Annotated in this window: 16 protein-coding genes; 9 read left to right on the top strand and 7 right to left on the bottom strand. The window is 59.1% G+C overall.

All coding sequences use genetic code 11. From position 1 onward, the window contains the following. Positions 1 to 133 precede the first annotated feature (133 nt). Positions 134 to 1210 (bottom strand): ABC transporter substrate-binding protein, encoded by a 1077-nt coding sequence (locus NW809_RS00850; protein ID WP_414347501.1) that lies wholly within the window; start codon positions 1208 to 1210, stop codon positions 134 to 136. A gap of 18 nt (positions 1211 to 1228) precedes the next feature. Here NW809_RS00850 and nadC point away from each other — a divergent pair, with 18 nt between their 5' ends. From nadC to NW809_RS00835, 3 genes are all read left to right on the top strand, one after another. Continuing rightward, positions 1229 to 2071 carry a carboxylating nicotinate-nucleotide diphosphorylase gene (nadC, locus tag NW809_RS00845; RefSeq protein ID WP_011429830.1) on the top strand — a complete coding sequence of 281 codons (843 nt, stop codon included), beginning with the start codon at positions 1229 to 1231 and terminating at the stop codon, positions 2069 to 2071. Positions 2072 to 2227: 156 nt separating this feature from the next. Then, on the top strand, positions 2228 to 3160 hold the full coding sequence (gene nadA / locus NW809_RS00840; RefSeq protein ID WP_011429831.1) for a quinolinate synthase NadA: 933 nt from the start codon (positions 2228 to 2230) through the stop codon (positions 3158 to 3160). Between the two features lie 37 nt (positions 3161 to 3197). After that, the gene (locus tag NW809_RS00835) at positions 3198 to 4718 is read left to right on the top strand and encodes an L-aspartate oxidase (protein WP_099884131.1); all 1521 of its coding nucleotides are present in this window, start codon (positions 3198 to 3200) and stop codon (positions 4716 to 4718) included. Here NW809_RS00835 and gndA read toward each other — a convergent pair. After that, entirely contained in the window at positions 4715 to 6124 is a 1410-nt protein-coding gene (gene gndA / locus NW809_RS00830) for an NADP-dependent phosphogluconate dehydrogenase (protein ID WP_011429833.1), read from the bottom strand. The genes NW809_RS00835 and gndA overlap by 4 nt on opposite strands. A 92-nt stretch (positions 6125 to 6216) precedes the next feature. After that, positions 6217 to 6714: a pentapeptide repeat-containing protein gene (locus NW809_RS00825; RefSeq protein ID WP_011429834.1), complete on the bottom strand. Its 498-nt coding sequence runs from the start codon at positions 6712 to 6714 to the stop codon at positions 6217 to 6219. Between the two features lie 76 nt (positions 6715 to 6790). Here NW809_RS00825 and larC point away from each other — a divergent pair, with 76 nt between their 5' ends. The 3 genes from larC to NW809_RS00810 all read left to right on the top strand — a co-directional run bounded on the left by larC (position 6791) and on the right by NW809_RS00810 (position 12140). Further along, positions 6791 to 7984, top strand: a complete 1194-nt coding sequence (gene larC / locus NW809_RS00820; protein ID WP_414401342.1) for a nickel pincer cofactor biosynthesis protein LarC — start codon at positions 6791 to 6793, stop codon at positions 7982 to 7984. Positions 7985 to 8195: 211 nt separating this feature from the next. Further along, complete coding sequence (locus NW809_RS00815; protein ID WP_011429836.1) at positions 8196 to 10190, top strand: ABC transporter ATP-binding protein/permease; 1995 nt, start codon at positions 8196 to 8198, stop codon at positions 10188 to 10190. A 168-nt stretch (positions 10191 to 10358) separates the two neighbouring features. Beyond that, complete coding sequence (locus NW809_RS00810) at positions 10359 to 12140, top strand: NADPH-dependent assimilatory sulfite reductase hemoprotein subunit (RefSeq protein WP_414401341.1); 1782 nt, start codon at positions 10359 to 10361, stop codon at positions 12138 to 12140. Positions 12141 to 12149: 9 nt separating this feature from the next. Here NW809_RS00810 and NW809_RS00805 read toward each other — a convergent pair whose 3' ends face one another. Further along, positions 12150 to 13208 carry a 2Fe-2S iron-sulfur cluster-binding protein gene (locus NW809_RS00805; RefSeq protein WP_414401340.1) on the bottom strand — a complete coding sequence of 353 codons (1059 nt, stop codon included), beginning with the start codon at positions 13206 to 13208 and terminating at the stop codon, positions 12150 to 12152. Between the two features lie 147 nt (positions 13209 to 13355). Between NW809_RS00805 and NW809_RS00800 the strand changes: the two genes are divergently transcribed. After that, a complete protein-coding gene (locus tag NW809_RS00800) occupies positions 13356 to 14174 on the top strand; it encodes a tetratricopeptide repeat protein (protein WP_414401339.1) in 819 nt (272 codons plus the stop codon). A 15-nt stretch (positions 14175 to 14189) separates the two neighbouring features. Here NW809_RS00800 and NW809_RS00795 read toward each other — a convergent pair whose 3' ends face one another. Then, positions 14190 to 14534 carry an STAS domain-containing protein gene (locus NW809_RS00795; protein ID WP_099887196.1) on the bottom strand — a complete coding sequence of 115 codons (345 nt, stop codon included), beginning with the start codon at positions 14532 to 14534 and terminating at the stop codon, positions 14190 to 14192. A gap of 107 nt (positions 14535 to 14641) precedes the next feature. Between NW809_RS00795 and NW809_RS00790 the strand changes: the two genes are divergently transcribed. Then, entirely contained in the window at positions 14642 to 15829 is a 1188-nt protein-coding gene (locus tag NW809_RS00790; RefSeq protein WP_414401338.1) for a glycosyltransferase family 2 protein, read from the top strand. Between the two features lie 9 nt (positions 15830 to 15838). On the opposite strand, the gene NW809_RS00785 is transcribed toward NW809_RS00790, so the two are convergent. Together NW809_RS00785 and NW809_RS00780 are read right to left on the bottom strand one after the other, a co-directional pair. Next, positions 15839 to 16789 (bottom strand): DNA adenine methylase, encoded by a 951-nt coding sequence (locus NW809_RS00785; protein ID WP_414401337.1) that lies wholly within the window; start codon positions 16787 to 16789, stop codon positions 15839 to 15841. Between the two features lie 73 nt (positions 16790 to 16862). Next, the gene (locus NW809_RS00780) at positions 16863 to 17066 is read right to left on the bottom strand and encodes a PD-(D/E)XK nuclease superfamily protein (RefSeq protein ID WP_346426103.1); all 204 of its coding nucleotides are present in this window, start codon (positions 17064 to 17066) and stop codon (positions 16863 to 16865) included. Between the two features lie 1281 nt (positions 17067 to 18347). Between NW809_RS00780 and NW809_RS00775 the strand changes: the two genes are divergently transcribed. Further along, positions 18348 to 19043: a type 1 glutamine amidotransferase gene (locus NW809_RS00775; RefSeq protein WP_099813223.1), complete on the top strand. Its 696-nt coding sequence runs from the start codon at positions 18348 to 18350 to the stop codon at positions 19041 to 19043. Positions 19044 to 19275: the final 232 nt, after the last annotated feature.

Here is a 19275-nt window from a genome sequence, read left to right as displayed (position 1 = left end):
GCAGTGAGATGCCTAGTCCCCCTCTCCCAAAGGGAGAGGGTCTGGGGGTGAGGGCCTTTGGCAGAGCGGAACGGTCGGCAGCCCCCTCCAAACCGATGCAATCCCCTCCCCCTTCCCTTTTTCGCAACCTGACCTAGCTTTTGTAATAGGCAGTGCCTTTATTGACAAAGTCCAACGTGTAGGCGGCTTGGTAGTTAATGGTTGGCTCAAAGACACCCGCCACTGTCATGCTCTCGAAGAAGCTTTGCCAACGCTCGTGGGTCATGGCGCCAATGCCCTTTTCCAGGGCATCGCCAGACAAAATGATGCCGTACTCCTTCAGCTTCTCAAAGCTGTAGGCCAACTGCTCATCAGTCATCTCCGGGTTATCCTGCTTGATGAGGCGGTAGGCGGGGCGGGGATCCTCCAAAAAGCTGTACCAGCCCTTGATAGAAGCATCCACAAACCGCTGCACCAAGTCAGGCTTGCTTTCCACCAGTTGGCGCCGCGTCTCGATGGTGGTGGCATAGGGGTTGTAGCCGTAGTCGGCCAGGAGGAAGACCACTGGCTTAAAGCCTCCTTGTTTTTCAATGGCAAAAGGCTCAGAGGTGAGATACCCCTGCTGGGCCGAGCTGGGATCCGCCAGGAAAGGACCGGGGTTGAAGTTGTAGGGGCGGGTCTGGTCGTCGGTGAAGCCGTACTTGGCCCGCAAAAAGGGCCAGTAGGTGGTAAAAGCCCCTTTGGCCACGAAGATGGGTCGGCCCTTGAGATCCTCCAAGCGCTGGGTGCCGGGATGGGCGAGGAGAACCTGGGGGTCTTTTTGGAAAATAGCCGCCACGCAGATGAGCGGGATCCCTTCCCGCACAGCGTTGATGACCCCTGCGCTTCCCCCCATGGCAAAGTCGGCGGCTCGGCCAGCCAAAATCTGGGTGATGTTGACGCCAGGGCCACCCATTTTGATGGTGACGTCTAGCCCATACTCGCGGTAAATGCCTGTGGCCACCGCCTGATAAAAGCCGCCATGCTCGGCCTGGGCATACCAGTTGGTAGCATAGGAAACTCGCTCGAGCTTGGATCTCTGGGCCACTATCAGAGTGGGGGAAGCCCGTCGTTGAGCCTGAGCCCCTGCTGCGGCCAGCCAACTGCCTCCAAGAGCGGCAGCTCCTGCTTTGAGCAGCTGACGACGGCTGAAGGTGCCGCCCTTGGGTCTAGAGGATCCAACCGAGGCCATAGGTAACTAAAGCGAAAGATGACGCAAGCATTATACATCCCGGAGGAGACCCTGTGTGCCTGGCTACAAGAAGATCTCGGCCACGGCGATCTCACCAGCGAGCTGACCCTGCCCCCCAGCGTTGAGGGGGAGGCGGTGATCCTGGCCAAGGAGCCAGGGATCCTAGCTGGCCTGGAAATTGCCAGGCGGGTTTTCCGGCTGGTGGATCCCCAGCTAGCGTTCGCCTCCCAGGTAGAGGAGGGAGCCTCTGTTGTCGCTGGCCAGGAGGTAGTCCAGATCAAGGGATCCCTGCGGGGCATTCTGGCGGCAGAACGGCTGGCGCTGAACCTTCTCCAAAGGCTTTCCGGCATTGCCACCCTCACCCGCACCTACGTAGAGGCGCTGCGGGGAACCTCAACCCAGCTTCTGGACACCCGCAAAACTACCCCCGGCTTGCGCGCCCTGGAGAAATACGCCGTGCGGGTAGGGGGCGGCAAAAACCACCGCTTTGGCCTCTTCGACGGCATCTTGATTAAGGAAAACCACATTCGCGGTGCCGGCGGCATCTTGGCAGCCGTCCAGCGGGCCAAAGCAGGTGCCCCCCACCACCTCAAGGTCGAGGTTGAGGTGCGCAACCTCCAGGAGCTGGAGGAGGCTTTGGCGGCAGGCGCCGATCTCATCCTTCTCGATAACTTCCCCTTGGAGCAGATCCGGGCTGCCGTTCAACGGGTAGGGGGGAAAGTTCCCCTAGAAGCCAGCGGCAACATGAACCTAGAGCGCGCCCGGAAAGCGGCGGAGGCAGGCGTTGACTACATCAGTGTGGGGGCCCTGACTCACTCGGCCAAGGCCCTGGATCTCTCCTTGCTCGTGGTGCGGCCCTGAGGTTTGCCCCAGGGAGCGCTGTTTCTAATGCTAGGCTAGGTAACGATCCCGCCTAAAGCAGGAAGGCCAGTTGCTGCCTGCTGGCAACTTCTCCTTAGCCCCGCACCAGTCCAGCTCTGCACCCGTGGCCGGCCCAGCCAAAACAGAAGGTTCACCATGACCCAAGAAACCCTTGTCCAGGAAATTGCTCGACTCAAGCAGGAAAGGCAGGCCGTTATCCTAGCCCACTCCTACCAACTCCCCGAGGTGCAGGAAGTGGCGGACTTTGTGGGAGACTCCCTGGGCCTGGCCCGCGAGGCCCAAAAGACAGATGCCCAGGTCATTGTCTTTGCTGGCGTCCACTTCATGGCCGAGACAGCGGCTATCCTCAACCCGGAAAAGACGGTGCTGCTGCCGGATCTGGAGGCGGGCTGCTCTCTGGCCGACAGCATCCGCCCAGAGGACGTTCTGCGCTGGAAGGAGGCCAACCCCGAGGGGCTGGTGGTGGCCTATGTCAACACGGCCGCCGAGATTAAAGCCATGGCCGATGTCTGCGTTACCAGCGCCAACGCTGTGCAGGTGGTGGCCAGCCTGCCGCCGGATCGCCCCATCTTCTTTGTGCCGGATATGTTCCTGGGGGCCTATGTAGCCCAGACAACGGGGAGGGAGTTGGATCTGTTCCCCGGCGAGTGCCACGTCCATGTGGGCATTCGCGAGGAGCACCTCAAGGCAATGGCAGAGAAGCACCCGGAGGCGGAGTTCCTCATCCACCCCGAGTGCAGTTGCGGCTCCAGTTGTCTATTTCTCAAGCCGGACGCCAAGCTCCTTTCTACCGAGGGGATGGTGCGTTATGCCAGAACTTCGGCCAGCCGCGAGTTTGTGGTTGCCACCGAAGTGGGCATTCTCCACCGGCTGCAAAAAGAGGCCCCCGATAAGACCTTTATCCCCGTCAAGGCGGACGCCGTCTGCGAGTATATGAAAAAAATTACCCTGGAGAAGATCTACCGCTCCCTAGTGGAGATGCGCTACGTGATCCAGGTGCCGGAGGCGGTGGCCGAAAAAGCCCGCAAGTCCATCCTGGCCATGCTGTCAGTGCCTGCTGGAGCCTAGAGGGAGCACCCTTGGCGAGGGTCTGTTTTGTCCAGTGTTGTCTACGTCTTTCCTAGCGGAAACAGACCTCTTGATCCTGGGGGCAGGGGTGGCAGGGATCTATGCAGCCCTGTGGGCGGAAGCAGAGGGAGCCAGAACCCTGGTGGTAAGCAAGGATCCCTTGCCTTCTGGATCCACTCCTTGGGCGCAGGGGGGGATAGCTTTTCCACTGGATGCAGCAGATGTGGAAGCCCACCTCCAGGACACCCTGCAAGCAGGCCGTGGCTTGGTAGAAGCAGAGGTGGCTCGCTCCATCTTGCAGGAAGCGCCCTTTCACCTGGAGAAGCTCTTGTCCTGGGGGCTCCCCTTCCATCCGGAGCCGGTGCGGGAAGGGGGACACTCGCGGGCGCGGATACGCCACCTGGGAGGGGATCGGAGCGGGCTGTGGCTCCTCAAGGGCTTGCTGGCCCGCCTGAGCAAGCCGCCTTTGCAGGGGTACACGGCCCTCAGTCTTTTGATGACCGAGGGGAGAGTGGCAGGGGTCTTGCTCCTGGGTCCTGAGGGACTGGTGCAGGTGAGGGCGGGGGCGGTTCTCCTGGCTACAGGCGGGTTTGGCAGCCTCTTCCCCCTCTCTACGGCGCCGCCGGGAGCTAGCGGCGATGGCATGGCCTTGGCCTGGCGGGCAGGGGCCATCCTAAGGGATCTGGAGTTTGTGCAGTTTCACCCCACCGTCCTGCCCAATGGAGCCCTGGTCAGTGAAGCTGCCCGAGGGGCAGGGGCCGTGCTCCTCAATGCCTGGGGGGAGCGCTTTATGCCTCGTTATGCGGAGCTGGAAGAGCTGGCGCCGCGGGATGTGGTGGCCCAGGCGGTGTTCTGGGAGCGGCAGCGGACGGGGGGAGTTTACCTTGACCTCCGGGCTGTGCCCCATCTGGAAGAGCGCTTTCCCACCGTGGTTGCCTCTGCCCGCGCTTTGAGGCTGGATCCCGGCAAGGATCCCCTACCGGTTGCTCCTGCTGCTCACTACGTCATGGGGGGGGTGCGAACGGATGCTTTTGGCCGCACTGGCCTGCCGGGCCTCTATGCTGCCGGGGAGGTGGCCTCCACAGGGTTGCACGGGGCAAACCGTTTGGCTTCCAACAGCCTTTTGGAAGGGCTGGTCATGGGCAAGCGAGCTGCTCTGGCTGCCCTGCGGGACCTCCAGGAGCCCCCCCTTCAGGTGCAGGCTCTACCTGTGCTGACAGCGCCGCCCTCTCTACTTCCCCAGCTCAGGCAGCAAGCAGAAGAAGCCCTGGGGGTGGTGCGGGAGGGAGAGCGGCTGCGGGCTTTTCTGGCTTTTGCGGAAGCCCTGCCCCTGGAGGAGAAGCCGTGGGCCAGTCGGGAAGAGGTCGAGGCCGGGAGTTTGCTGTTGCTGGCTCGCTGGGTAGCCCAGGGGGCTTTGCTGCGGGAGGAAAGCCGGGGATGCCATTTCCGCAGGGATTTCCCCCAAGAAAGGGAGCCTTTCCACACCGAAGTGTGGGGCTCTACGTTTAAGCAAGCGCCGCTGGATCTGGCGGCTGCCCCAGGGCGGGGCCCTGCCTAGGCGTTCCAGGCGTGGTGGAAAACCCCCGGCCTGTCGATGCGCTCAAAGGTGTGGGCGCCGAAGAAATCCCGCTGGGCCTGGGTCAGGTTCTGGGGCAGCTCGGCGGTGCGGTAGCTGTCGTAGTAGGCCAGGGAGGCGCTGATGGCCGGGATCGGGATCCCCAAGGCTGCTGCAGTGGCCACCACTCGCCGCCAGGATCCCTGCCGTTCCTGGATGGCCCGCTTAAACTCCTCATCCAAAAGGAGGTTGACTAGCTCCGGATCCCTTTGGTAGGCCGACTGGATTTTGCCCAGGAGGCGGGCGCGGATGATACAGCCCCCCTTCCAAATGCGAGGGATCTCGCTGAAGGTGTACACATAGCCGTGGGCAACGGTGGCTTGCCTGAGCAGGGCCATCCCCTGGGCATAGGAGCAGATCTTGGAACAGTAGAGGGCGGCGCGCAGATCCTGAAGGAAGCTGTCGGGATCCCCTTCCAAGGTTGTTCCTGGCCCTGGCAACTGCTGGGAGGCGGCCACCCGTTCCTCTTTCATCGACGAGAGGATGCGAGCCTGCACTGCCGCCTCAATGGTGGGCACCGGCACCCCAAGATCCAGGGCGTCCTTGACCGTCCACAGGCCCGTGCCCTTCTGCCCCGCCTTGTCCAAAATGAGATCCACCAGCGGCTTGCCCGTCTCCGGATCCAGCGTCCCCAAGATCTTGGCGGTAATCTCAATCAAAAACGACTCCAGCTCCGTCTCGTTCCAGGCCTGGAAGATCTCCTGCATCTGGGGGGCTGACAGCTTCAGCCCCCTGCGCATGAGGTCGTAGGCCTCGGCAATCAGTTGCATGTCGCCGTATTCGATGCCGTTGTGCACCATCTTCACGTAGTGCCCACCCCCTTTAGGCCCCAGGTAGGTGACGCAGGGGCCATCGGGCACTTGAGCGGCAATTTTGGTGAGGATGGGCTCCAGTTGCCGATAGGCTTCCAAGCTGCCGCCGGGCATGAGGCTGGGGCCGTTGAGGGCACCTTCTTCCCCGCCGCTCACCCCCATGCCGACAAAGTGGATCCCGCTGGCTTCTAGGACCTCGGCGCGCCGGTCGGTGTCGCTGTAGAGGGAGTTGCCGCCATCGATGAGGATGTCGCCTGGCTCCAGCAGGGGCTTAAGCTCGTCGATGATGGCATCCACCGGCGGGCCTGCCTTAACCATGATCAAGATTTTGCGGGGCCGCTCCATCAGTTGCACCAATTCCGGCAAGCTGTAGGCGGGGGTAATCTGCTTGCCTTGGGCCCTCCCTTGGATAAACTGCTCGGTTTTGGCGCGAGTTCGGTTGTAGACGACAACCGGAAAGCCATTGCGCTCGACGTTGAGGGCCAGGTTTTCCCCCATTACCGCTAGGCCAATGACCGCGAAGCTGGGCTTGCTCATGGTGGGGCGGGGTAACACCTCCCCCAATCTAAGGGGCGATCCGGCCAAGAGGGTTCAGGGATCCTGTTTTCTTCACCTTTTTTTGCCGGCTTTCAAGGACAGCCCAGACTCGCGCGGGTGGAAACCCCGGTTATGGGATGGGATCCCTCTGCTCGCTGGCACAGTTGCCGCAGGGCTGCCCGATCCACGTAGGCGTCGCTAAAGTCGGCGCCGGCAATCTGCGCCCCATCCCAAACGGCCCGCGCGGCGATTGCCCCCCTGAGGTTGGCCCCCCTGAGATCGGCGCCCGCTAGGTTGGCCAGATCCAGCAGGCTGTTGCTGAGATCTGCCCCCGCCAGGTTGGCTCCTGCCAGGTTGGCCTTGGTGAAGGCCACGCCGGCCAGGTTGGCCCCCTGCAAGTCGGCGCCCTGCAGGTTGGCGCTGACAAAGCTACTGCCCCGCCAGTCCTGACCCGACAGATCCTGCCCCTGCAGATCGGCGTTGCTGAAGTTGAGACGGGTCTGGCCACCCGCCGGGGATCCCCACAGGCCCCACAGCAGCAGCGTTGCCCCCAGCAGGATCCCTAGAAGGATGCAAAGTGTTGACGGCATCTGGGATCCCCCCTTTAGTACCTCAGGACGCTTCAAAGGGCTCAACTCCTTCCGCAAGTTCTTATCATGCTTTGGTATGAAAGTAGCTTACTTTGACTGCGCGGCAGGCATTGCCGGCGACATGTGTCTGGGGGCGCTGCTGGATTGCGGGCTGCCCCTAGAGTATCTCAACCAGCAGCTCCAGGCGCTGGGCCTCGAAGGAGAATACAGCCTACAAGTATGCCGGGTGCAGCGGTGCGGCCAGCCGGCTCTGCAAGCGGTGGTGGAGGTGTTGGACGAGTCCCCGCCCGCCCGCCCCTGGAGGGAGATCCAGGCTTTGATTGCCGGATCCCAGCTGGCCCCCGCAGTCAAGGCCCGCAGCCTCAAGGTCTTTGAGAAGCTGGCCCAGGCGGAGGCAAAGGTTCACCAGGTGCCCCTGGAAACAGTGCATTTCCACGAGGTGGGGGCCGTCGATGCCCTGGTGGATATCGTCGGCACCTGTGTTGGCCTGGAGTGGCTACAGGTGGAGCGGGTGATCTCCTCTCCCCACCCCATTGGCGGCGGCTGGGTGGACACTGAGCACGGCAAGCTGGCCGTGCCGGTGCCGGCGGTGATTGAGCTGTGGGAAATGGGACGGGTGCCAGTGTTTAGCAATGGCGTAGAAGCCGAGCTGGTCACCCCCACCGGCGCGGCCTTGGCGGTGGCGCTGGCAGAAGCGTTTGGGCCCTGTCCGCCGCTGCGGTTGGAAAAAGTGGGGCGTGGGGCCGGCAGCCGCGAGCTGCCCATTCCCAACATCTTTCGTCTCTGGATTGGCCAGTCCCAGGGGGAAGAGCCGACCGAGATCGTCTCGGTGTTGCAAACTCAGATTGACGACCTCAACCCTCAAGTGATTGCCTATACCTGCGAGCAGTTGCTGGCCCTAGGTGCCTGGGACGTGTTTACCCAGCCCATCACCATGAAGCAAGGGCGGCCGGGAGTGTTACTGACGGTGATCTGCCCACCGGAGCGGGTGCCGGAGTGCCAAGATCTCATCTTCCGGGAAACCACCACCCTGGGCATCCGCCACTCCCAGCAGCAGCGCACCGTCCAGGAGCGAAGGATCGAGCGGGTGGAAACCCCCTACGGCCTGGTGGACATCAAGGTGGCCTGCCGCCACGGCCACATCGTCAACGCCCAGCCGGAGTTTCGCGACTGTGTGGCCCGCGCCCAAGAGTTCCGCGTGCCGGTCCAGACGGTGTGGCTGGCAGCCCAAGCGGCCTGGCAAAAGCGGCTGCAGGGGGATCCCGCCTAAGAAGGTTGGGCCTTGGACAAGCGCATGCTCGTGCATAAGATCTGGCTGGATATAAGGATTTATGGAGCCAGATCGGAAATGTTCCAGAGTAGGCAACGGGGCTCTTCCTCAGATTCCCGATGGATTGGCTCCTGTTGGACAGAGATGCGGATCCCTGACCTGCTAGCCTGAAAAATATCAATACCCCGCGCTCTTGCCGACAACCGCAACCATGGAATCCCAAGCCGCCCAATTTAACTTCGACCGCCAACTCTGGGATCGCTTTATCAGCGTAGCGCAACCCTACTTCTACCCGCGGGTGCGCTACGGGGGCTGGATCTTCTTCGGCTTGCTAGCAGCATCCATGGTGTTTGTGGTTGCCCTCATGTTTTTTGTCGAGATTGGGGTAACCCTGGTTGGACAGGCTCTTTTTCCAGAGTTCTTCCGCACCCTAGCAGCAGGCTTGGTCGAGCAAACAGAGAGGAATTTAGCCTCGCCGGTGCTATGGGTGGCCGCAGCCAGTTTGGCCCTGAGCAGCCTGGCCTTTGGGCTGGTGTGGCGCCAGATTTGCCGCCGTTGGCTGCAATGGGTGCTGCTGACCTTTTTGCTGTTCCTGTCGCTAACGGTAAACCGGCTGAACGTGATGATCAGCTTTATCTTCCGGTTTATCGACACGGCTCTGCAGCAAAAAGAAGAGAGCACCTTCTGGCAATTTTTGATCATCTATGGCGTGCTGATCATCTCCGCCATCCCCATTTTGGTTATTTACCGATATACACGGCTAAAGCTGGCCCTGTTTTGGCGGGAATGGCTGACCGACTACTTTCTGGATCGCTACTTTGATCGGCGGGCCTACTACGAGCTGGATTCCAACGCCGCTAACACAGAGATCGATAACCCTGACCAGCGCATCTCGGAAGATGTACGCTCCTTTACCGGCACCACTCTTTCTTTTTTGTTGGATATTCTTGACTCCATCCTCACCCTCTACGCCTTTACTGGGATTCTCTACAGCATTTCCCGCCCCCTAGCGGTGGGGCTGGTTATCTATGCTACCATTGGCACCGGGATCGCCATTTTGGCCGGCCGCAAGCTGATTAAAATTAACTTCGATCAACTGCGCTACGAGGCCGACTTCCGCTACAGCCTAGTCCACGTGCGGGACAACGCCGAGTCCATTGCTTTTTACCAAGGGGAAGACCTGGAGCTGAGACAGATCTTGAACCGCTTTGCTGCCGCCTTGCGCAACTTTAATTTGCTGATCATCTGGCAGGCCATTATCGACATTTTTCAGTACGCCTATAACTATTTCACTCGCATTGTGCCCTACGTAATTGTGGCCCCCCTTTACTTTAGCGGCGTGCGCGATTTCGGCACCATTACCCAGGCTACCATCGCCTTTAGCCAGGTGCTGAGCGCCCTTTCGATTGTGGCCAACCAGATCCAGAGCATCTCCAGCTTTGCCGCCGGGATCAACCGCCTGGGATCCTTTTACGAAGCTTTGGAGAATCCTGCCCTGCGCCAGCTGCGCCCTCGAGAAAGTACCATCCAAACCCGCATTGCTCCCCAACTGGCCCTGCAGCAGGTGACTTTGCTAACGCCTAATTCGGAACGAACCCTGGTGCGGGATTTGTCCTTGACTTTAGAGGCGGGCCAACGGCTGCTGATTGTGGGAGCCAGCGGCAGCGGCAAGAGCTCCCTCCTGCGGGCCATTGCCGGCCTGTGGAACAACGGCCAGGGATCCATTGCCCGCCCCGATACCACCGAGATGCTCTTCCTGCCGCAAAAGCCCTACATGCTGCTGGGATCCCTGCGGGATCAACTGCTCTACCCGGGCCGCCGCCGGGATCTTAGCGACGCAGATCTCCTCCGGGTTTTGGCCCAGGTGAACCTGGCCGATTTGCCGGAGCGGGTGGGCGGCTTCGACGTGGAGAAAGATTGGGCTAGCACCCTCTCTTTGGGCGAACAGCAGCGCTTGGCCTTTGCCCGCATTTTGATTACTCAGCCCCGCTACGCCATTTTGGACGAGGCCACCAGCGCCCTGGATGTGGCCAACGAAAAGCTGCTCTACCTGCAACTGCAGCACCTCAACACCACCTACGTCAGTGTCGGCCACCGACCCACTCTCCTGGCCTACCACGATCTGGTCTTGGAGCTGCAGGGCAACGCTGCTTGGAAGCTCTGGTCGGCGGCAGACTACGGCGCCCGCCTGGCGCTGGCCGGCTAGAGATGCTGCCGCAGCTCTCAATCTGCGGCGGCACCCCTCACCCCCATCCCCTCTCCCTCTGGGAGAGGGGGGCAGGCTGTTCTAACCCCAACCCACAGAACTGGACGCGACCCAGGGGAGATGCTACCCTGTTTCACAGGTATTCCGACCGGATTACTGGAGAATCAGATGACTCCCTTTGCCGCCTCTGAGGCCAAGCGCTCCAAGGTGGAGCAGATCAAAGCAGATAGCCACTTCCTGCGGGATCCCTTGCGGCAGGAGCTGGCCCAGGACACCACCCACTTCAGCGAGGCGGCGGTGCAGGTGCTCAAGTTTCACGGCGCCTATCAGCAAGACGACCGGGATCTGCGGCAGCAGCGGAAGCAGGAAGGTCTGGAGCGGGCCTACCAGATGATGTTGCGCACCCGCATTCCAGGGGGGCATGTGCCGCCACAGCTTTACTTGACCCTGGATCGGCTGGCGGAGGAGTACGGCAACGGCACTTTGCGGGCCACCACCCGGCAGACCTTTCAATTACACGGGATCTTGAAGCAAAACCTCAAGGCCACCATTGGCAGCATCATCCGGCAGATGGGATCCACCCTGGCCGCCTGTGGAGACGTCAACCGCAACGTCATGGCGCCGGTCGCCCCCCACAAAAACCGGCCTGCCTACCGCTATGCCCAGGAGTATGCCCGCAAGCTGGCGGATCTCTTGGCTCCGAAGACTTCTGCCTACTACGAGCTGTGGGTGGATGGGGAGGCGGTTCCCATCCCGCCGGTGGATGCGGAAGTCCGGGAAGCGGAGCAGTTTGTCGGCAACGGGGTGAGGCTGGAGGGGCCAGAACCTCTGTATGGCCCGGTCTATTTGCCCCGCAAGTTCAAGACGGCCATCGCCGTAGCTGGGGAGAACACCGTCGATGTGTACTCCCAAGACCTGGGTTTGATCGTGCTCACCGACCGCAAGGGCAACCTCAAGGGCTTCAACATCGTGGTGGGCGGCGGCATGGGGCGCACCCACGGCAAGGAGGAGACCCAACCCCTTTTGGCCCAGAAACTCTGCTTTGCCCCGCCGGAAGCGGTGTACCGGATTTGCCAGGCGGTTTTGGCGGTGCAGCGGGATCACGGCAACCGCTACGACCGCAAGCAGGCGCGGCTGAAGTATCTGGTGCGCGACTGGGGGATCCGCAAGTTTCGCCGCGTGGTCGAGCAGTACCTGGGGGAAAAGCTATTGCCCTTCCGACGGATGCCCAAGTTTGTCCCCAATAGCGACGACTACCTGGGCTGGCACGAGCAGGGGGATGGCCGTTGGTTTTTGGGCCTCTCCATTGAAAATGGCCGCATCCAGGATACGCCGGAGCGGCAGCTGAAAACGGCCCTGCGCAAGATTGTGGAGGAATTTTCCCTGCACCTGCGGCTTACCCCCACGCAGGACGTGATCTTCATCGACATCGAGGAGGGCCAGCGAGAGGCCATTAACCAGATCCTCAAGTCCCACGGGGTGCTCTCCAAAGAGGAGATCCCGGAGCTGGTGCGGCTTTCCATGGCCTGTCCGGCGCTGCCCACCTGTGGCTTGGCCATTACCGAGTCGGAGCGGGCCCTGCCCACCCTGATCCGCCAGTTGGATCAGGTGTTGCGGGAGCTAGATCTGCAGGATTCGCCCTTTTTGGTGCGCATGACCGGCTGTCCCAATGGCTGTGCCCGCCCCTACTTGGCAGAGCTGGGACTGGTGGGATCCGCCCCCGATGGCTACTACCAGATTTGGCTGGGAGCCAGCCCCCGCGGGGATCGCCTGGCGCAAGTGTTTCAGGAGCGGGTGCACATCAGCCAGATCGTGCCGCTGATGAGAGTTCTCCTGCAGGCCTACAAGCAGGAGCGCCGTCCTGGCGAGAGCTTTGGAGATTACTGCCATCGGGTGGGGATCCCCTACCTGAGGGCCCAGGTGCAGCAAAGGGATGGCGTTTTTGCCTGAAGGGATCCCTCAAAAACGAGACCAAGCCTGTAGCCATTCCCGGAGCGCTTCCAGCCATCCAATCGGTTCGGGCTTGGCTGCTTCTGGAGCTTCCTCCTCGCCAGCCGGCAAGCTAACTTGGTCAGGGTGCACCCTGTAAACTCGGATGGGTTTGGCGTTGGGAAAAGGTTTCACCGAAAGAGGCTCCACCTGCAGGAGTTGCCCTTCCACTGCTCGATACACGGCTGCCGAGATGAGCAACCGAAAGCTCTGTTCCTCAGTCTGTTCCCCCCCTTGCGAAACATCCTCAACCGACTCCAGCCAGGTGGCAAACTGAACCGACTTCCCGAAGGCGGACAGCCGCTGCGGATCTTGGGGATCAATGGGGAGCAGAAGAACCGGGCCGTGGTGGATCCCGAGGGTGAGCTTAACCTGGGGGTAGGAGAGTTGCCGCAGAGACCTATTCAACTCCGCCACCGACTGTCCAAGCGCCAACCCCGCCTGCAGCGCCTGCTGTATGGCCAGCTCGGGTTGTTTGAGACCAAACAAAGCCAGACTTCTCAGCCCGCTCTGGTTGGCCAGTACTCCCCCATATTGCTGCACCAATGCTCCCATCTGGGTGAAGTAGCGACCCAAGGTGTAGACAACATCGTAGGGAAAGTTCTCCTCGTCGAAGTTGGCTGTCCCCCGCAGCGAAGCGCTGAGAATGGCGGCGGTGACTTGGCTGCCGACCGAATGGGCCTGCAATTGATGTTGAGCTACTTCCACATCTGCTTTATCGATCACCAGCCGCTGCAGGGTGACATCTCCAGTGATGCGGGTTTGACAGGCCAGACGAATATGTACAGGAAGGTCTAGCCGTTGAGCTAACTTCTTCTCGGCAGGGGTCATGCTGCGGCAGTTTTGGCTGCCTTCCAAAATCAGAATGCGACAGGTGGAGCAGGCGGCATTGCCCCCACAGGCATGGACATGGCGCACCCCCGCCTTGAGCAGATTTTCCAGAACCGTGAGCAGGGGATTGGCTTCCAAGGTGAGGTTGTCGGGGTAACAGGTGATCCGCATGGTTAAGGAGGGAGTGAGGGGTGGCAAAAAGATTCAGCACTACCTAAATTCAGTACGGCATTGCCCTCCCCTTGGATGCTGTTTTCAAAAGTTTTGGGTATTGGGTAACCTCACCCCGCAGCCTGCCCCGGCGCCGATGATAGAGTACAGAGGAGTCTTCTGCGCGAGCCCTTTATGCCTCAGTCCAAACCCCAAGAATCCCCAGCCCGCAAGCTCCTCAACATTTTGCTGCTGGTGGTGGGCACGGTAACTTTCTTGGGCTTCTCCTTTGGCCCGCTATTCCAGGCCCTCGGGCCTTCCGAATCTCCAGAGGCCAGCCTGGTAACCGAGCAACTGCGGGCCCAGGCAGACGGCTATCGCGTCGTGCTGGAGCGGGAGCCGGATAACCCCATCGCCCTGCGGGGGTTGATCGACACGCAACTGCAGCTCAACGAGCCGCAAGGGGCCATCGAGCCGCTGAAGAAGCTGGTGGAACTGGAGCCGGAAAATCGGCAACTGCGAGCTTTTTTGGCCCAGATTCAGCAAGATACAGGGGATCTGGAAGGGGCATTAGAGCAGCTCCAGATCCTTCACGAGAAGGATCCCAAAGATAGCCAAGTCCTGCAGGAGCTGGCCGACGTTCAACTAGCGCTGGGCCGCCCTTCTCAAGCCATTGAACTACTGGAGAACTATCTGAAGGAAGTCCCGGAAGATAACGATGTCCGTCTGCGCTTGGCCTTTATCTACGTCCGCAATAACCAGACGGAAAAGGCTGTCGCCCTCTACGACGAGATGATTGCGGCGGATCCCAGCGACTTTGCGCCCGTGTTGGGCAAAGCAATAGCCCTTAGCTCCGCCACCGATGAAAACCTACGGGCAAAAGCCCCGGAGCTATTTGAGCAAGCAGCCCGCCTGGCCCCACCCAAGCTGCGGGAGCAGATCCGGCAAGAGGCCGAGCTCTCTGCCCAAAGAAACCAGCCTCAGGCTGTTGAGAGCCAGGAGACTGCTCCCTGAGGAGAGTCGTCCCCCTCAAGACTCGGAGACCTCCTTGAGGGCCGCTTCCACCGAGGGATAGATCTCGAAGAGGGAATCTAGGTGGGTAACCTTGAGAACCAGCTTCGCTTGTTCTCCCAGGCTGCAGAGCTTGAGAGGACAGCCGGCAGCGGAACAGAGGCGTCTTGCCCACACCAAAGCCGACACCCCCCTACTGTCGATCAGCGGAACCTGACTTAGATCCAGCAAGAGATGTCTTGGTTTCTCGGCGAGAACCGTGCCCAGCTCTTGGCGCACCAGAACCGGATCCAGCTTTCCTGGCGGAAGCTTGACGAGGGTAACAAGGGATCCCTTGGGGCTGAGCCGGGTGGAAACATTCACAAAAGGCTGAGAAAGTCAAGGGCGGGAGCCACATTGATTCTGAACCAAAGCCGCCGGGTTGGGTTCCGCCGGGCAACTTTTATTTGAGATGTGGGAAGGTAGCTCTAATGGATACGCACGGGATCCCGGATTGGTTGGGGGATGCGGCTGCCCTGGGTTTGTTGGCCCTGCAGATGCCGATGGCGGCGGTGTTGCTGGCCCGGCTGCTGCCCTCTTTGTGGCGCCCTTCCCCTCTGCCCCCTGGCCAAGCGGGGATCCCTTTTCCGCCGGGCTTGGTCAGCATTTTGCTGCCTACCCTCAACGAGGCCGAGCGCCTGGATCCCTGTCTGGAAGGGCTGCACCGCCAGGGAGCGGTTGTGCGCGAAGTTCTGGTGGTGGATAGCCGCTCCCAGGATGGCACCCGCGAAAAAGTGCTGCAGATGGCCAAGCGGGATCCCCGCTTTCGCCTCGTTACCGACGATCCCCTGCCCAGCGGCTGGGTCGGTCGCCCTTGGGCGTTGCACTATGGATTTCTCCAGTCGGATCCCGCCTCTGAGTGGATCTTGGGCATTGATGCCGACACCCGCCCCCAGCCGGGCCTGGTGGAGCGGCTGCTGGAAACTGCCCAGGCCAAAAAGCTGGATCTCATCACCCTGGCGCCGCAGTTTATCCTGCAGCACTGGGGGGAAGGCTGGCTGCAGCCAGCTCTTTTGACAACCCTGATCTACCGCTATGGGGCGGCAGGGGAGACTCCCCACTTGCCGGAGCGGACGATGGCCAATGGGCAGTGTATGTTGGTGCGCCGCTCGGTGCTGGAAGCCATGAACGGCTATACCCTGGCGCGGGCCTCCTTTTGCGACGATGTCACCCTGGTGCGGCAGATCGCGGCAGCCGGCTTTAAAGTAGCTTTTTGCGACGGTCGGCACCTGCTCAAGGTGCGCATGTACACCTCTTTGGCCGAAACTTGGCGGGAGTGGGGCCGATCCCTGGATTTGAAAGACGCCACCCCCAGGGCCCAACTGTGGGGGGATATGGCCCTGCTGGTGCTTACCCAAGGGATCCCACTCTTGGCAGTGGGGGGGCTGGGGATCAAGGCCGGGCTGGGGTTCCCCTTTTCCCTAACAGAGCAAGTGTTGTTGGGGCTCAACCTGGGCTTGCTGGCCCTGCGACTGGGGGTGCTGATGGGCATTCGCGGCTCTTATCAGGATCCCCCCTGGACGTTTTGGGCTTCGCCGCTGGCGGATCCCTTGGCTGTCCTGCGGGTGATCTTGTCGGCCCTCAGCCGCCCCCGCTCTTGGCGCGGGCGCACCTACTAGTCGACTGCCTCAGGATCTCACCTGCCCCGCGAAGCGCAGCGGAGTGACAGCAGGCGCAAGCGAGTGTTGGGTGGCCCTCAAATAAGGCAACCCCTGATCGAGTAAGCCTAGCTGCACCGCTCTTTCAACAGGGTAGTTTGTGATCACTAGCTCCGTGATTTTGCCTCGTTTTGTCCCCTTGCAGTTGATAGCCCGGTTTGCTTGAACTTCATCAATAGCAAAGAAGGGCATAGCGTACAAAGAGCGAATGATTGCGGTGTCAGAATTAGAAAGCATGATGTACACCTTATTCTTGCTTAAGTCAATGCAAATGTCTCGTAATCGCTCTTGATCCTCTAGGCCGAAGCCACTGGCATGATAGGAGGTAAAGTTTGATGTTTGCGAGACAGGAACGTAAGGCGGGTCGAAATACACCCAGTCGCCTGGCTTGGCCCTCTCAACAACCGTATCAAATGGCACGCATAAAATTTCAACATTTTGTAGAGCAAGGGATGCAGCTAAAAGATTGTCCTTGTCTAGATACTTTGGAGCTTTATATCGCCCAAAAGGAACATTGAACTTTCCTTGCCGATTGACGCGATACAAACCATTATAGCCTGTCTTGTTCAGGTAAATCATGCGCGCTGCTCGTCCTACAAGACTCATTGACCAAGGATCTTTCTCTCGAATCTGGTAATAAAAACTTTCATTGTGTGGAAATTCGGAGAGTAGTTGAATAACTTCCCAAACATGATCGCGAATAGCCAGGTAAGTATCTATCAGCTCAGCGTTGATATCGGAAAGGATCGCCTGTTTGATTTTGCATTCTCTATACAGGCGAAAGAAAAGCGCGCCACTCCCAACAAAAGGCTCGTGGTAAGTTCTGAAATAGACCGGCATCCGCTCTAATAGGGCGTCTGTCAGTTGTGTCTTGCCACCGGCCCATTTTAGAAAAGGTCGCGGAAGAAGCAAATCGCTCATGTTACAATCCAAAATACAAACGTAACCAATCTTCTAAATCGCTGAACCAAACCACTTTCTCAGTAGACATCAGTTATCCTTGCATGTTCTTTGAAAACCCTTCGCCGTCAATTACCTCGATCCCTGGAATAGGCCAGTGCTCCATATCTTGAATGGTTGCAGGGATCTTCTCTTCCGCTGTGCCTGACGTCGCCTGAAACTTACACTCCACTCCCAGTCGCTTGCCGCTTTTTTCATCGCTAATGACCACATCAATATACCGCTGTTGCCCCCACAGCCTTCGTGCTGGTCTTCAATCCAAGAGATTGTGCCAGAGCAACAACTCGCTGCTTTAATTCGTCACCACTTTTAGGCGCTGTTCTTTTTCCTGACATAGAGAAAACTCCTCACAGACAATCAGCTTCGTTTGTTTTCACCACCCCTGCGCTCTCCCATCGCCACCCAACTCCCGAAGCTTTGCGGCTAGGCGCTGCTGTTCCTGACGGACTTGGGCGAGGGCTGCTACTGCCGCTCCTGCCCTACTTGTTCAATTCCCCCAGAAGCAAATTCCCGTCGGCAGTCCACCACTGCAAGTAGGTGGCTGTGGTTTCTACTTTTTGTCGGTGCCACACCCTCAAGAACCAGCCGATCTCCGGAGTCCAGTAGCAGTGGTTTTCATCTGCTGTTGCAGAAGCACATAGCAACCTTAATACAGATTAGTGATCGGGGGCAAGATGGATTTAATGCAGGGGCTCGTGGATTTCGTAGACAGCAACCCCGATCTCCGAGAGCTGGGGCAAGCCTTAGCTGTCAAAACAACACTCCAAGGCCATACTCACCCCTAGGTCTGTGACGTGTTGCAAGTGTCATCAAGCTTTATCAGCAACCGGAACTTATACTCCCAAACCAAGGAGCTGCTGGACTTGCTCTAGCTTATCGAGGCTCAAAGCCCTATCTCTCTCCCGAATAAAAAGCTGCTGCTATTGCGATGAGCTGAAGGAAAGTTTAGAAGAGGCAGTCCCAGAAGAATGAGGAAGCAGTTGCTCAAAAAAAGAGATACGGCATAAGGCAAAAGAGTAGAAGCTCCTGATGGACAAGGGGGAGCTAACAGTGTTTATGGTAGATGAGCGTCACCCGCTATGAGGTTACCTTTGTGGATAGAGGTGGGGGGTAAAGGAGAACAGATTGCGGCCGATATTAAGAATATCAGGGGGAGGCGAAGTTACTTTGGGGCATTAGATTATGACAAGAGAGAGTTTCTGTTGCAAGTATATAATAAGGCAGATTCTCAAAGCATGAGAGCGTTTATAGAGTACTTAAGACTTGAGAAAAAAGAACAAAGGATAGCGATTTTTGGGATGGGGCGGACTATCGTTGCTGTAAATAGGTTAGGGCGTATTTAGAAGAAGTGAGCCAGAGGTTAAGAGAAGAGGAGTGGCCAGTCAGGTGCATTCTTTTTGTTCCTTATACAACGGAACAGAATTTTGATTTTCCTATCATGAATATCTTAGGAATGCTACGATCAGCAGGGAAGTTACAGGAGCTATGCTATGCTGGGGTGTTAGTCATCGAAATCAGCATGCGTGTCCATTACTTACAACATGTGCCCTTTGAAGGTCTGGGCTATATAGAGTCCTGGCTCAAAGCCAAGGAATACCCTGTAACGGGCACAAGGTTTTTTGAATCGACGAGATTGCCGAGCCTAGATGAATTTGACATGCTCATCGTCATGGGTGGCCCCATGAGTGCCAATGACGAAAGTGCATTTCCTTGGCTAGGTCAGGAGAAGGAGTTTATCCGCAATGCCATCGAGGCCGGCAAGTCCATTTTGGGCATCTGTCTGGGGGCGCAACTGATTGCCAGCGCAATGGGTAGCCGAGTGTTTCCAAATCGTGTTAAGGAAATAGGCTGGTGGCCGGTACGAGGGGTACAGCCCCCTGATGAGCTAACCTTTCGCTTCCCGCCCTCGATTGAGGTTTTTCACTGGCACGGGGAAACCTTCGAGCTGCCCCCTGGTGCAATTCACCTTGCCAAGAGCGAAGGCTGTGAGAACCAGGCCTTTCAGCTTGGACGCTCAGTGATCGGCCTCCAGTTTCACTTGGAAACCACGCCAGAATTGGTGCAAGGGCTTGTCTCCCACTGCCGCAACGAACTGTTGCCATCTACCTATGTGCAGTCGGAAGCAGAGATCCTCTCAGCCTCCCCTGAGAAGTACCAAGCCATAAACCGTCTAATGGGCGAGGTTCTCTCCTTTCTCTGTCGCTCCGATCCCTAGGCCCCGCGCTGCGCTCTAGAGAGCGGCCAAAGCCGTAAGATGCAGATCTGCAAGCCAAAGTTCCAAGAGGATAGACGTGGGCCATCAGGTTTTGGGACTGGGGATCGCGGGTTGGTCGGCTGCACGGCTGCTGCGGGCCCAGGGAAAAGAGGTGTGGGTCTGGGACGAGCAGGATTCGGAGCTCTTGCGGCAACGGCAGGCGGAGCTGGAACGGGAAGGGATCCCTGTCCAC

Source organism: Synechococcus sp. WC101, from assembly GCF_047461555.1.
GTDB lineage: Bacteria > Cyanobacteriota > Cyanobacteriia > Thermostichales > Thermostichaceae > Thermostichus.
The sequence above is the reverse complement of the archived record's forward strand: the minus strand, read 5'-3'. Positions and strand labels throughout refer to the sequence as shown.

Bases quoted from the DNA above. Each gene is read 5' to 3' on its own strand.
- NW809_RS00785 (WP_414401337.1), bottom strand. From the start codon at position 16,789: ATGAGCGATTTGCTTCTTCCGCGACCTTTTCTAAAATGGGCCGGTGGC.
- NW809_RS00810 (WP_414401341.1), top strand. From the start codon at position 10,359: ATGACTCCCTTTGCCGCCTCTGAGGCCAAGCGCTCCAAGGTGGAGCAG.
- nadC (WP_011429830.1), top strand. From the start codon at position 1,229: ATGACGCAAGCATTATACATCCCGGAGGAGACCCTGTGTGCCTGGCTA.
- NW809_RS00815 (WP_011429836.1), top strand. From the start codon at position 8,196: ATGGAATCCCAAGCCGCCCAATTTAACTTCGACCGCCAACTCTGGGAT.
- gndA (WP_011429833.1), bottom strand. From the start codon at position 6,124: ATGAGCAAGCCCAGCTTCGCGGTCATTGGCCTAGCGGTAATGGGGGAA.
- NW809_RS00790 (WP_414401338.1), top strand. From the start codon at position 14,642: ATGGATACGCACGGGATCCCGGATTGGTTGGGGGATGCGGCTGCCCTG.
- nadA (WP_011429831.1), top strand. From the start codon at position 2,228: ATGACCCAAGAAACCCTTGTCCAGGAAATTGCTCGACTCAAGCAGGAA.
- larC (WP_414401342.1), top strand. From the start codon at position 6,791: ATGAAAGTAGCTTACTTTGACTGCGCGGCAGGCATTGCCGGCGACATG.
- NW809_RS00775 (WP_099813223.1), top strand. From the start codon at position 18,348: ATGCGTGTCCATTACTTACAACATGTGCCCTTTGAAGGTCTGGGCTAT.
- NW809_RS00850 (WP_414347501.1), bottom strand. From the start codon at position 1,210: ATGGCCTCGGTTGGATCCTCTAGACCCAAGGGCGGCACCTTCAGCCGT.
- NW809_RS00800 (WP_414401339.1), top strand. From the start codon at position 13,356: ATGCCTCAGTCCAAACCCCAAGAATCCCCAGCCCGCAAGCTCCTCAAC.
- NW809_RS00825 (WP_011429834.1), bottom strand. From the start codon at position 6,714: ATGCCGTCAACACTTTGCATCCTTCTAGGGATCCTGCTGGGGGCAACG.